This window comes from Streptococcus pacificus (assembly GCF_016481305.1).
Taxonomy (GTDB): domain Bacteria; phylum Bacillota; class Bacilli; order Lactobacillales; family Streptococcaceae; genus Streptococcus; species Streptococcus pacificus.
This window is the reverse complement of the sequence record NZ_JAENBO010000003.1, coordinates 53,324-65,825: the sequence shown is the minus strand read 5'-3', so window position 1 is coordinate 65,825 and position 12,502 is coordinate 53,324. Positions and strand designations below refer to the sequence as shown.

The following is a 12,502-nucleotide window of genomic DNA, read 5'->3' as shown; positions in this document are numbered from 1 at the left end:
GTATCAAAACTTGACTACCAACTGTTGACACCTTATCTTCAAGTAGGTAATTTGGTGAAAATAACAAGTGATAGGTTGATAATATATAGTTTTAATGGAATATATCAAACAGCTTATCAAGAAGTCGCTATTGAATTAAGGATAGAAAAAATAGACTTTACGAAACAGTTTGAAAAAAAGTTAAATGCCTTAAAGAATCATTTAGAGCATAAAAGCCATCTAGCTGTCAAAAATGGCTTAGGAGATGGTGCACAAAAAGCTCTTTCAACCCTAACAAATGTTAACGCAACCTCATCAGAACTTGATATAGCTGTCAAACAATTGATTGGAAGAGGACAAGGTTTAACACCTAGTGGAGATGATATTTTAGTCACTTATCTTTTTATGATGATCATCTGTCATGATGATCAAAGAAAAAAAATAGCTCCCTTTATTGAGAAGTATATAGACAAAACAACATTGGTTAGTACTTCTTACTTAAAGGCGTGTCTCAATCAGGTTGTGAGCACACCGCTTTATGAACTATATCTTTGGTTAAAAAATAATCATCACTGTGAAAAAAATATATTGGAAAGATGTGTGTCTAACATACAAAAAATTGGTCATACTTCTGGAAGTGATATGCTTTTAGGATTATTTCTAGGAATTTCATTTGTATTACAGATGCATTCGAGGAGTTTGAAATGAACAATCAGAAAATAGAGAAAGTCAATAATACTTACTGGATAAGGGTTGTTGGATTATTCTTTGCCGGTTGGATATTGATGTATGCTACCCGTACTATATTTAACCCTATTATGGGGGTTGTCGGTGAAGAATTTAATCTCTCAAACACTGAATTAGGTCTTGCAAATAGTATTTTCTTCCTTACTTATGCCGTTGCTCAAATTCCATTTGGGGCAATTGGTGATAAATATGGAAGAAAGTTAGTCATTACTATTGGTTTCTTAGGTCTAGCTATTTCAACATTTCTTAGTGGGTTAGCTAGTACCTTTGCAATGTTTCTACTTATTCGTGCTGTCGCAGGGATAGCTCAAGGTGCTTACTACGGTCCTCAGTATGCTTTATCTTCTGAGTCTATTCCAAAAGACAAAGTGACACTAGGAAATGCCATTATTAATAGTGGGATGGCTTTTGGTACCTCTGGTGGTTACCTGTTATCTAGTGCCCTTGTTTTAGAAGGTGGACAAGATTGGAGTCAACCATTCTTTATTATGGCTGTGCCAACCGCCATTGTTGGTATTTTGTTCTATACCATGTTAAAAGAAAGAGTTGTTCAAGAAAACGAAGACATTGAACCAGAAACTGTTGAACAAGAAGTTGCTAACAATGGTAATGTCTTTAAACAAATCTTTGGTAACAAAAATCTTGTCTTTGCCTTCATTTTACTATTTGGTAGTATCTACGCTAACTTTGTTATTATCACTTGGTTACCACAATTTTTAATTAGTGAACGTGGTTTTGAAGGATCTAGTGTTGGTTTTATCTCTTCACTTGTGCCTTGGGCTTCTATTCCTGGTGCGCTATTCTTTGCAAGAATGAAAGATAAAATTGGTAGCACTAAAAAATTAGCCTATTTCTTAGTCCCATTAGCTGCTCTTTCAGTATCTCTTATTGCTTTTGTAGAAAATCAAACCTTACTTATCGCTGTCTTAATTCTTTATGGATTAACTGGTAAATTAGCTCTTGACCCAATTCTAATTTCATACGTTAATACCCATGCACCTAAAGGGAGATTATCAACAACCCTCAGTGCTTATAACTTTATAGGAATGTCAGGGTCTATTCTAGCGCCTTATGTTACAGGATTTATTTCAGATAATGCTGGCTCTATGCAAATTGGTTTTTACCTAGCAGCAATAATGTTGATAGTTGCCTTGGTATTGTTTGGAATGATGGCTCAAGACACAGAAAAAGCTTAATATTGGTTAATAATTTGTTGAAAATTAAAAGGTGAAAGGATGCTAGCAATGAAAAAAATATCTTTTATTTCCCAAGTTGTGCTAGCTGTTATTGTAGGGATTGCATTTGGACTTTGGTTTCCTGATTTGACAGCCTATTTCAGTATTTTTGGTCAAATATTTCTGAAATTGATGCAAATGTCAATTCCTATTCTAATATTTGGACAGATTGTCTATGCCTTAGGTAGCATTGAAAAAAAGGATATTTCTAAAATTGGTGGTCTAACCATTGCTATCTTTGCAGTGTCCACTTTAATTGCTGCATTTTGGGGGATTCTCTTTGGTTCACTTTTTAAACCTGGTCAAGGCGTCTCAATATCTTTAGCGTCCAATGAGGCGATTGCTGCGCAAGAATTGAATTTATCGGAAACATTTACTGAATTTTTCCCATCAAATATTTTTGCATCATTATCTAGTGGTTCAATTATCCAGATCATTGTTTTTTCTCTAGTTTTTGGGACTGCTATCAATATCTATGTGCAAAACCATGCTAATAATGTTATCTTAAAGATTTTAGATGAAATCAATGATATTGTGATGATTGTCATCCGCATGGTGATGAGTATTGCTCCAATCGGTATTTTTAGTCTAGTTGCCGATACTGTTAGTGAAGCTGGTTTATCAGTGATTTTACCTCTTTTAAAATACTTGATTGTCTATGCTTTTGCTACTTTCCTATTTTTGGGGATTTGGATTACTGTAGTAAAAATATATTGTAAACGCTCAGTCTCCTTTCTCGTAAAAGGGATTAAAGAAATGTCTGTTGTGGCTTTAACAACGGGTTCATCTGCTATTACTTTGTCAACGGCAATAGATGGAGCCAAGAAATATTTAAAAGTTGATGATTATATCACCAATCTAGTTTTACCTCTTGGAGTTTCGTTAAATAGTAATGGGGCTGCCATGCACATGGCGATCACTGTAGTGACAGTTGCCCAAATGTATTCATTTAACTTAGGATTAGACAAACTTATTTATCTTGGGATATTAGCTTCCTTGGTTTCTCTTGCTAATTCTGTAGCACCGGGTTCAAGTATTGTATCATTAGCAATCATCTTCCCTCAAATGGGTATTCCAATAGAGGCAGTCGCTTTATTTGCTGGTGTTGATTACTTTGTCGGAATGATAAGAACCATTTTAAATGTCGATTCTGATGTCTTTACAGCTATGTTAGTAGCACAGTCGGTAGGAAAAAAACAAAATTGAATTGATTTTCAACAATAAGTGATTATTATATAGGAGGGTTCTAAAGTGGATGAACAATTGATTAGAATAAAAGACACTGAACTACACGAGCTCATTTATCAAAAATTACATGTGGCAGGATTGCCTAAAGAACAAGCAAAAGAAGTGGCTAATCACCTTGTTTTTGCAGATTTATCAGGCATTCACTCTCATGGCGCAGTGCGTGTCGATTATTATGCAGAGCGGATAGATAAAGGAGGGGTAACAAAGAACCCCCACTTGAAATTTGAAAAAACAGGGGCTAGTACAGGTATTTATCATGGTGATAATGCGCAAGGTCATTATGTTGCTAACCTAGCACTAGAACCAATAATTGAAATGGCAAAAGAAACAGGTGTCGCTATTGTTGGTCTTTCAAAAGTCAGTCATACAGGAACAATGTCTTACTACCTAGAAAAATTAGCTAATGAAAATTTAGTAGCGATCTCTATTTGTCAATCAGATCCTATGGTAGTGCCTTTTGGTGGTTCAGAAGTATACTATGGTACCAATCCTATTGGATTTGGTGCACCAAGAAAAAATGGTCGACCTGTGGTCTTTGATATGGCTACAACTGTTCAAGCATGGGGTAAAATTTTGGATGCCAGATCCAAAGGAAAAGCTATTCCTGAAACTTGGGCAGTAGACAGTCATGGTGTACCAACAACTGATCCAATGGCTGTGGCAGGCTTACTTCCTTTATCTGGAGCAAAAGGCTATGGTTTAATGATGATGGTTGACATGCTAAGTGGTGTGATGCTTGGCTTACCATTTGGCAAACATGTTTCATCTATGTATGCAGACATGACAAAAGGTAGAGACTTAGGCCACCTCTTCATTGTTATTGATCCTTCACGGTTCATTAATCTTGATGTTTTTAAAAATTATGTTGAACAAAGTATCAATGAATTACATGAGGTGAAACCAGCTAAAGGGTTTGAACAAGTATATTATCCAGGAGAGCCAAATATTTTGACCTATCAAAAGAATAAAGAAAATGGAGTTAATATTCCAAAGTGGATTATCGACTACCTTAAATCTGATACCCTTCATTTTGATAAGTATGGTGATAAAGATCCTTTTGCCAAATAAAAGTCGTGTATGATATTTTTATCTTCCCCATTTCAAGTAGAGTGGGGAAGATTTTAAATAATTTATTAAAATATTATTGTTAAATGAGGATAACTACTGTTTTCTCAAAACTTTAATTGGCCATTTTATTTGGAGTTTTTATCTTTACATAATAAAAAACTGCTTTTTAGCAGTTTTTTTGATAGAATATTTTTTATGACATTAAAACAATTTTTTATCCTTGCAATAATGTGTAGTCTAGAAACTTATTTTCTAGCAGATGCTTTTTTTAGACAGTGGTACTGGTTAGTGGGTTTCTGGGCCATTTTCCTTTTACAAAATCTTAGAAAAGCTTACATCATCAGTAAATGGACACGCTATTTTAATTCATCTACCAAGAAGAAAGAATAACCTCTCCTCCTAGGAGGGTTTTTGTTTTTCCATTATCTAGTTGAACAATTAAAGCACCATTATTTGTAATATCAATTGCAGTTCCTTGATAGGGTTTACCATCTTTCGTAAAAGTAATGTGTTTGTCGAGGATAAAAGATTTATCCTTATAAACTTTGATGTGATCAGCTTCTGGAATTTTAAAAAACAAGTTTAAAATTTCTGAAATGAGCTGGTTCCTTGTGATATTAGGTTCTTTCGTAAATAAAGAGGCTGCCTTTTTATCAAGTTCTTCTGGTAATTCTTTGATATTAAAATTGATGCCAACACCAATAATAACGTCGGTGATTAATCCTGTTTCAACTGAGCTAATAGCTTCGGTCAAAATACCCGCTATTTTTTTTTGCCCAAGATAAATATCATTAACCCATTTAATCTGAGTCTCAATCCCAGTTAAACGAGAAATAGCCTTAACAATAGCACTTGCAATCATCATGGTATAGGCTGGTGGTTTATCAGTAGCAACGTGTGGTTGGATATGTAGAGACATATAAATACCACCAGGAAAAGCATGAAATTGTCGTCCAAATCGTCCTTTAGCTTCCTTTTGATTGGTTGCCAGGTACAGTCTTGGAGCATTTTTACCCTCTTGTATTGCGATTTTGGCATCTAATTGCGTTGATAAACTGTTATTATTCAATGACACTGGAATCCCGGTTTGTTGTTCAATCATTTCTGGAATTAGTAAGTCCCCAGACAGTAATCGATAACCTCGTTTTTTTTGAGATTGAATCTGAATATCAAATTGTTCTAATTTTTGAATACTCTTCCAAATAGCCGTTCTAGAAAGTTGGCAAAGAGCGCCCAATTCTTCCCCAGTAACAAAGTCTTCCGATTCATAGAGATGACAAAAAATTTTTTCGTGTGTTTTCATGCTTCTAGTATAATACAAATAGCTTGAAAAATCATTTTAAATGATATTATGACTTGAAAAAAGAGTTGGTTCATGATATACTTAACTGGTTAATAAAAAGGAGGCAAAAAAGATGAAAAAAAATCTTACTATAGTCAAAATTCTTGGACTTATTCTTGTTGGCTATTTTATGTTAGCTGCTTGTCAAGCAACTACAAATGATGATAAAAAAGATGACGACAAAGTAACCACTCAAGAAGTGGTTGATCATGACGATGATGATGATCATGATGGATTAGTGGTTGTTTCTGAAATTATGTCAGATGGTTTTGCTCATGTTCACGGTGATCATGATCATTTTGAAGAAGGAAAAATACCAGGAAATGCAAAATTCTTAGACAGTACGTTACCTGCTGATGACTATGTCTTCGATGAAAAAGATGTTGTTTATACTGTTGATGAAGGCTCTATTATTAAGGTCAACGATAAATTCTATTACTATCCAAATGATAGAGAAAACACTGACACTATCCTCACTAAAGAAGAAGCTATGGCTTTGACTGAAAGTGATGAAGAAGACGAAGATCATGAAGACCATGATGATCATGATGAGGATCATGAATAAGAATTTTAAAACACTCTCACTTTGAACAGCACCCTAAAAGTTAGATACAAAATCTAACAAAGGGGTGTTTTTTCTTGTTCATCGTAAAAAAAATTTTTTTGAAATGCTTTGTGAACTGTTTTTTATCATAGTCAGCTTTTATCATATAAAATCTATCAAAAAAATGATATAATGGTAAAGTTAATAAGTCCCGAAAAGATAGCTAAGCTAGTACTTTGTAACTTTTTAACACTATTAATTAAAAGGGGGACATAAAAATATGTCAGAACGAAAATTATTTACTTCTGAATCTGTATCAGAAGGTCATCCAGATAAAATTGCTGATCAAATTTCGGATGCTATTTTAGATGCCATTTTAGAGCAGGATCCAGAAGCTCATGTGGCTGCTGAAACGGTTGTTTATACTGGTTCAGTTCACGTTTTTGGTGAAATCTCAACGACTGCTTATGTTGATATTAACCGAGTAGTAAGAGATACCATTGCTGATATTGGTTACACAAATACCGACTATGGCTTTTCTGCTGAAACTGTGGGTGTTCATCCTTCACTAGTTGAACAATCACCAGATATCGCACAAGGTGTCAACAAGGCACTAGAAAATCGTGAAGGGGATGAAGATGATCTTAGCCTCATAGGAGCAGGAGACCAAGGCTTGATGTTTGGTTTTGCTGTTGATGAAACACCTGAATTGATGCCGTTACCCATTTCTCTATCTCATCAGTTAGTTAGAAAATTAGCAGAGCTTAGAAAAAACAAATCATTACCTTACTTACGTCCAGACGCAAAAAGTCAGGTAACCGTTGAATATAATGAAAGTGATAGACCTGTTCGTGTTGATACTGTTGTTATTTCAACACAACATAATCCTGAAGTCAGTCAAGAACAAATTAAACAGGATATGATTGAACGAGTGATAAAATCTGTTATTCCAAAAGAGTATTTGGATTCAGAAACTAAATTTTTTATCAATCCAACCGGACGTTTTGTTATTGGAGGTCCACAAGGAGATTCAGGATTAACGGGACGTAAGATTATCGTTGACACTTATGGTGGCTATTCTCGCCATGGTGGAGGTGCTTTTTCAGGAAAAGATGCAACGAAGGTTGACCGTTCAGCTAGTTATGCTGCAAGATATATCGCCAAAAACATAGTAGCAGCAGGCTTTGCAAGAAAAGTTGAGGTTCAGTTAGCTTATGCTATTGGTGTTGCTCAACCTGTCTCTATTCGTATTGATACTTTTGGGACTAGTTCAATTTCAGAGTCAAAACTGGAAAAAGCAGTGCGTGAGATTTTTGACCTACGTCCAGCGGGTATAATTAAAATGCTTGATTTAAAACGTCCAATTTATAGACAAACAGCAGCTTATGGTCATATGGGACGTACTGATCTTGATTTACCATGGGAAAAATTAGATAAAGTAGATGCTTTAAAGGATAGTCTTAATCGATAAAAAAAGAAGGGGTTTTCCCTTCTTTTTCTATCTAAGGCTTGGGAATTTGTCAAAACCACTTGTTTTATGGTAAAATGAAAAGGTTGAAGTCTAGTATAAGAAAGATATTTGTAAATGAAAAAAATTATAATTAAAGGTGGAAAAAAATTAAAAGGAGAAGTAACAGTATCTGGTGCTAAAAACAGTGTTGTTGCTTTAATTCCAGCAGCCATCTTATCAGATGATATTGTAAGACTTGATGGTGTCCCTGACATTAGTGATGTTGATAGTCTTATTGAGATCTTAATCGCAATGGGTGCTAAGGTTAAAAGAGAAGACGATTCTTTAGAAATCGATTCAAGAGGGATACAAAATAATCTCATGCCTTATGGTAAAATTAATAGTTTGAGAGCTTCCTATTATTTTTATGGTAGCCTTTTAGGGCGTTTTGGTGAAGCAGTTGTTGGCTTACCTGGTGGCTGTGACCTTGGACCTCGTCCAATCGATTTACATTTAAAAGCTTTCGATTCAATGGGGGCAAAATCTTCATTTGAAGGAAATTATATGAAGTTAACCACTAAAGGAGAACCTCTTTTAGGAGCTCATATTTATATGGATACTGTCAGTGTTGGTGCAACTATTAATACGATACTTGCAGCGACAAAAGCAAAAGGCAAAACCATTATTGAAAATGCCGCAAGAGAGCCTGAAATTATTGATGTAGCGACTTTTCTTAATAATATGGGAGCTCATATCCGAGGTGCTGGGACAGACGTTATCACCATAGAGGGTGTATCGCATTTGGGAAGCACACGTCATCAAGTCATTCCAGATCGTATTGAAGCTGGGACTTACATTGCTTTAGCAGCCGCTGTAGGTGAAGGTATTAGAATTAACAACGTTCTTTACGAGCATTTGGAAGGGTTTATTTCAAAGCTAGAAGAGATGGGTGTTAAAATGACTGTCGAAGAGGATAGTATCTTTGTAGAAAAACAAACCCATTTGAAAGCTGTTACCATTAAAACCTCGCCTTACCCTGGATTTGCCACTGATTTACAACAACCAATAACTCCTTTATTACTTTGTGCACAAGGTAGAGGTATTATCATTGATACCATTTATGAAAAACGGGTTAACCATATTCCAGAATTAGCGAGAATGAATGCTGATATCTCCGTTGTTGGTGGGAAAATCGTTTACAATGGTCCGTCATCATTATCTGGTGCCAAGGTAAAAGCAACTGATTTAAGAGCTGGTGCCGCACTTATTATAGCAGGCTTATTAGCTAAAGGACAAACTGAAATTACCAATGTCGAATTTATTCTTCGTGGTTATTCTCATATTGTTGAAAAACTAGACCATCTAGGTGCAGATATAACTCTTGTTGATAATTAATGTTGATGTAAAAAAGCTATTTAGGAAAAACCTAAATAGCTTTTTTTTAATTAAGATGAATCCGTTCTTTAGTTTCCATATCAAAGAAATGACCTTTAGCCACATTGAACGTAAGATCAACACTTTCTCCTGGCTGATGGAAATCTCTTGCATCAACACGTGCTGCAAACTCTGTTTGTCCTAATTTTACATAGAGCATGGTCTCACTACCAAGTAGTTCTGACACTAAAACTTCAGCGGTTACATTAGCATTTGGATAAGTTTCATGAACAATTTGATTGCTTGAAATGTCTTCAGGACGAATACCAAAAATAAGTGGTTTATTGAGGTAGCCTTTTGCTTCTAGGGCTTTTCTTTGTCCCTCTGGAATAGCCACTCGAAGGCCTTCAGAATCTACAATTTCTTCACCTTCAATTTGAACATTAAAGAAATTCATTGAAGGACTGCCAATAAAGCCAGCCACAAACTGATTTGCAGGGTAGCTATAAAGTTCTTGAGGAGAACCGATTTGTTCTACTCGACCAATTGTTCCAGTACCATCAGGGTTTTTAGTAGCACTCATGATGACAATACGATCAGCAAGTGTCATTGCTTCAGTTTGGTCATGGGTAACATAAATGGTAGTTGCTCCAATACGTCTGTGAATTTTTGCAATTTCAGCACGCATAGAAACACGTAACTTAGCATCTAGGTTAGAAAGAGGTTCATCCATTAAGAACACTTTAGCGTCCCTAACAATAGCTCGTCCCATAGCGACACGTTGACGTTGCCCACCTGAGAGATCAGCTGGTTTTCGATCAAGAAATTCAGTTAAACCGATAGCCTCTGCAGCCTCACGAACACGTTTATCAATATCGTCTTTTTTGTACTTACGAAGTTTAAGTCCAAAAGCCATATTTTCATAAACTGTCATATGAGGGTATAAGGCATAGTTTTGGAAAACCATGGCAATGTCACGATCTTTAGGGGCAGCATCATTCATGAGTTCCTCATCAATGTAAAGTTCCCCTTTTGTAATGTCTTCTAAACCAGCAATCATGCGAAGAGTTGTTGATTTCCCACATCCTGATGGTCCAACAAAGACGATAAATTCTTTATCTTTAATGTCGAGATTGAAGTTCTCAACAGAATAGTGTTTACTATTAGGATATTTTTTATAGATATTATTTAATTTTACTGTTGTCATAACAATTTTTCCTCACTATTATTTAGCTTCTTATTTAACAGAACCACCAGTAATACCTTCAACATAGTATTTTTGCATAAACATGAAGAGAAGGGTTATTGGAATGGCAATGAGAACAGAACCAGCGGTAAAGGCCATGAACCATTCATTAATGGTGTCTGGTTGCAACATTGAGAATAAACCAATAGCAACGGTATACTTACTAGTGGCATCTCCTAAGATAACTTGTGCAAAGATAAAATCAATCCACGGTCCCATAAATGCTAATAGAGCAGTGTAGACAATAATCGGTTTTGAAAGTGGAAGTGTTATCTTAAAGAAAATGTCCATTCTTGTTGCTCCATCTATCATTGCTGACTCATCTAGAGAATAAGGAATGGTGTCAAAGAATCCTTTAGCAATGTAAAATGTGAGTGCTGCACCAGCAGAATATACAAGAATTAATGATGTTAGTGTTTGAGTTAAACCAAGGGCTTTCAAAATGTAGTAAACAGCGATCATACTCATGAATCCTGGGAACATATTAAGCACCAAGGCGAGTTTTAAAAAGTGATTTCTGAACTTAAATTTGATACGACTAAGCGAGTAAGCCATCGCCACTGTGATAAATGTTGAAAGAACACAAGTGGCTGAAGCGACAAATAAAGTATTTAAAAACCAACGTCCAAATGGGAAGGAGCTATTTGTAAATAGCTTAATATAATTGTCTAGAGTAAATGTTTTAGGGATAAAGTAGGTGACATAAGCAGTGCCTTCACCACGAAAACTAGTAAGAACAACCCATACAATAGGGAAGAGCCAAATAATTGATAAAATAATAAGTGTCAAGTAGACCATCGTTAGACGGAATTGTTTTTTAGATTTCATTATTTTGCTACTCCTTCCTTATAAGATGCGGTTCTAGTATAGGCTAATAAACTAAAGATAGCAGAGATTGTAAAGATTAAAATCCCTACAACTGAAGCCAAGTTATAATCGGCAGCAGTGACCGTTAATTTATAAAGCCAAGTCACCAGAAGGTCAGTGCTTCCAGCTTGGTAGAACTGAGAATTTGTAGGTCCACCACCAGTAAGCAAGTAAATGACATTGAAGTTATTAATGTTACCAACAAATTGTTGAATGAGTGTTGGCGTCATAATCAAAACAATCTGAGGGAATGTAATTGATTTAAAGACTTGGAACTTACTTGCACCATCAATTTCTGCCGCCTCAATTTGTTCACTAGGTAGATTCATGATAATACCAGTTGCAATTAACATGGTAAAGGGAATTCCTACCCACATGTTAACAAAAATAATTGAAAATTTAGCCCAAATTGGATCAGATAAGAAAGGTAAGCCTTCACGAATCAATCCTAAATTTTGCAATAAAGAATTTAAAGGACCAACATCATTTAACAAGTTTCTCATAATTAAAAGAGAAATAAATTGTGGGACAGCAATTGTAATAACAAAGATAGTACGCCACATTTTCTTTAATTTAAGTCCTTTGGTACTAATTAATAGTGCCAAAACAACTCCAAAGAAAAAGTTAGTTGCAGTAGCAAAAACAGCCCAAATCAGTGTCCAAGACAGAACAGGGAAGAAGGTACCTGCCATACGACCACTAAAGACATTACCAAAATTAGTAAAGCCAACCCAATCAAAGAGTGATTTTGGTGGTAAGTGACTGTGGTCAAAATTGGTAAAGGCGATGGTAATCATATAAATGAGTGGTAAAATTGTAAAAAGAAGGACACCAATTAATGGGACAGCCATCAGAGTCATGTGGAAACGACCATTGGCAAGAGTTTTAAAGTCTTCTTTAAACGATGGTATTTTTTGACCATTTTTTTTCAAAAGATAGATATTTCTTGCACTTTTTAAATTAGACCAATAAATATAGGCAAAAAAGAGACAAAAGATAAGTGATGCTAATCCAAAAATTAGCATTAGCATAGAATTGTCACCATCAACAGCCACCTGTAGGGTAATACCATCGACTTCTTGAGTTGTCATTCCTTGTGTTTGTGTTCCCAAAGTAATCAAACCAGCCAAGGCAGGAATAATTTGAACAAAAAAGGCAATGAAAAACAAAATTTCACTTAGTAAAAATAGTAATCCTTTAATAAATTGTTTATTAGCAAGGTTGGCAAATCCCATAATCAAAAAAGAGAGTTTAATATCAATGCCACCTTCTTTAAAAGCTTTCGGGACAGAGACATTCTCATATGTGATAGCTTTAGCCATAGAAAGACTCCTTTATAATAATAATCAGAAACTCTGCTAGTTAAACTTGACAAATGAAAAGCTTAATTAGCAGAGGTTCT

Annotated in this window: 12 protein-coding genes; 8 read left to right on the top strand and 4 right to left on the bottom strand. The window is 35.2% G+C overall.

Annotated features, from left to right (window positions below):
• Positions 1-54: 54 nt before the first annotated feature.
• From JHK62_RS04585 to JHK62_RS04565, 5 genes are all read left to right on the top strand, one after another.
• Positions 55-687, top strand: a complete 633-nt coding sequence (locus JHK62_RS04585; RefSeq protein ID WP_199575545.1) for an oxamate carbamoyltransferase subunit AllH family protein — start codon at positions 55-57, stop codon at positions 685-687.
• Positions 684-1,922: an MFS transporter gene (locus tag JHK62_RS04580; RefSeq protein WP_199575544.1), complete on the top strand. Its 1,239-nt coding sequence runs from the start codon at positions 684-686 to the stop codon at positions 1,920-1,922. Before JHK62_RS04585 ends, JHK62_RS04580 begins: the two co-directional genes overlap by 4 nt.
• Before the next feature lie 48 nt (positions 1,923-1,970).
• Entirely contained in the window at positions 1,971-3,167 is a 1,197-nt protein-coding gene (locus tag JHK62_RS04575; RefSeq protein WP_199575543.1) for a dicarboxylate/amino acid:cation symporter, read from the top strand.
• A gap of 45 nt (positions 3,168-3,212) precedes the next feature.
• Entirely contained in the window at positions 3,213-4,277 is a 1,065-nt protein-coding gene (gene allD / locus JHK62_RS04570) for an ureidoglycolate dehydrogenase (RefSeq protein ID WP_199575542.1), read from the top strand.
• A 195-nt stretch (positions 4,278-4,472) separates the two neighbouring features.
• Positions 4,473-4,667: a DUF3272 family protein gene (locus JHK62_RS04565; protein WP_199575541.1), complete on the top strand. Its 195-nt coding sequence runs from the start codon at positions 4,473-4,475 to the stop codon at positions 4,665-4,667.
• Here the strand turns inward: JHK62_RS04565 and birA are convergent.
• Positions 4,648-5,580 (bottom strand): bifunctional biotin--[acetyl-CoA-carboxylase] ligase/biotin operon repressor BirA, encoded by a 933-nt coding sequence (gene birA / locus JHK62_RS04560; RefSeq protein WP_199575540.1) that lies wholly within the window; start codon positions 5,578-5,580, stop codon positions 4,648-4,650. The genes JHK62_RS04565 and birA overlap by 20 nt on opposite strands.
• Before the next feature lie 112 nt (positions 5,581-5,692).
• On the opposite strand from birA, the gene JHK62_RS04555 reads away from it, so the two are divergent.
• From JHK62_RS04555 to JHK62_RS04545, 3 genes are all read left to right on the top strand, one after another.
• Complete coding sequence (locus JHK62_RS04555) at positions 5,693-6,184, top strand: pneumococcal-type histidine triad protein (RefSeq protein WP_199575539.1); 492 nt, start codon at positions 5,693-5,695, stop codon at positions 6,182-6,184.
• Between the two features lie 259 nt (positions 6,185-6,443).
• Complete coding sequence (gene metK, locus JHK62_RS04550; RefSeq protein ID WP_199575538.1) at positions 6,444-7,634, top strand: methionine adenosyltransferase; 1,191 nt, start codon at positions 6,444-6,446, stop codon at positions 7,632-7,634.
• A 114-nt stretch (positions 7,635-7,748) separates the two neighbouring features.
• Positions 7,749-9,008 carry a UDP-N-acetylglucosamine 1-carboxyvinyltransferase gene (locus JHK62_RS04545; RefSeq protein ID WP_199575537.1) on the top strand — a complete coding sequence of 420 codons (1,260 nt, stop codon included), beginning with the start codon at positions 7,749-7,751 and terminating at the stop codon, positions 9,006-9,008.
• A gap of 46 nt (positions 9,009-9,054) precedes the next feature.
• On the opposite strand, the gene JHK62_RS04540 is transcribed toward JHK62_RS04545, so the two are convergent.
• The 3 genes from JHK62_RS04540 to JHK62_RS04530 are packed head-to-tail and all read right to left on the bottom strand — an operon-like array spanning position 9,055 to position 12,422.
• Positions 9,055-10,194, bottom strand: a complete 1,140-nt coding sequence (locus tag JHK62_RS04540; protein WP_199575534.1) for an ABC transporter ATP-binding protein — start codon at positions 10,192-10,194, stop codon at positions 9,055-9,057.
• 30 nt (positions 10,195-10,224) lie between these two features.
• A complete protein-coding gene (locus tag JHK62_RS04535; protein ID WP_199575532.1) occupies positions 10,225-11,061 on the bottom strand; it encodes a sugar ABC transporter permease in 837 nt (278 codons plus the stop codon).
• Positions 11,061-12,422, bottom strand: coding sequence for a carbohydrate ABC transporter permease (locus tag JHK62_RS04530; RefSeq protein ID WP_199575530.1), 1,362 nt, complete (start codon positions 12,420-12,422; stop codon positions 11,061-11,063). Before JHK62_RS04530 ends, JHK62_RS04535 begins: the two co-directional genes overlap by 1 nt.
• Between the last annotated feature and the right edge of the window lie 80 nt (positions 12,423-12,502).

Bases quoted from the DNA above. Each gene is read 5' to 3' on its own strand.
- birA (WP_199575540.1), bottom strand. From the start codon at position 5,580: ATGAAAACACACGAAAAAATTTTTTGTCATCTCTATGAATCGGAAGAC.
- JHK62_RS04545 (WP_199575537.1), top strand. From the start codon at position 7,749: ATGAAAAAAATTATAATTAAAGGTGGAAAAAAATTAAAAGGAGAAGTA.
- JHK62_RS04580 (WP_199575544.1), top strand. From the start codon at position 684: ATGAACAATCAGAAAATAGAGAAAGTCAATAATACTTACTGGATAAGG.
- JHK62_RS04575 (WP_199575543.1), top strand. From the start codon at position 1,971: ATGAAAAAAATATCTTTTATTTCCCAAGTTGTGCTAGCTGTTATTGTA.
- JHK62_RS04530 (WP_199575530.1), bottom strand. From the start codon at position 12,422: ATGGCTAAAGCTATCACATATGAGAATGTCTCTGTCCCGAAAGCTTTT.
- metK (WP_199575538.1), top strand. From the start codon at position 6,444: ATGTCAGAACGAAAATTATTTACTTCTGAATCTGTATCAGAAGGTCAT.
- JHK62_RS04565 (WP_199575541.1), top strand. From the start codon at position 4,473: ATGACATTAAAACAATTTTTTATCCTTGCAATAATGTGTAGTCTAGAA.
- JHK62_RS04555 (WP_199575539.1), top strand. From the start codon at position 5,693: ATGAAAAAAAATCTTACTATAGTCAAAATTCTTGGACTTATTCTTGTT.
- JHK62_RS04540 (WP_199575534.1), bottom strand. From the start codon at position 10,194: ATGACAACAGTAAAATTAAATAATATCTATAAAAAATATCCTAATAGT.
- JHK62_RS04535 (WP_199575532.1), bottom strand. From the start codon at position 11,061: ATGAAATCTAAAAAACAATTCCGTCTAACGATGGTCTACTTGACACTT.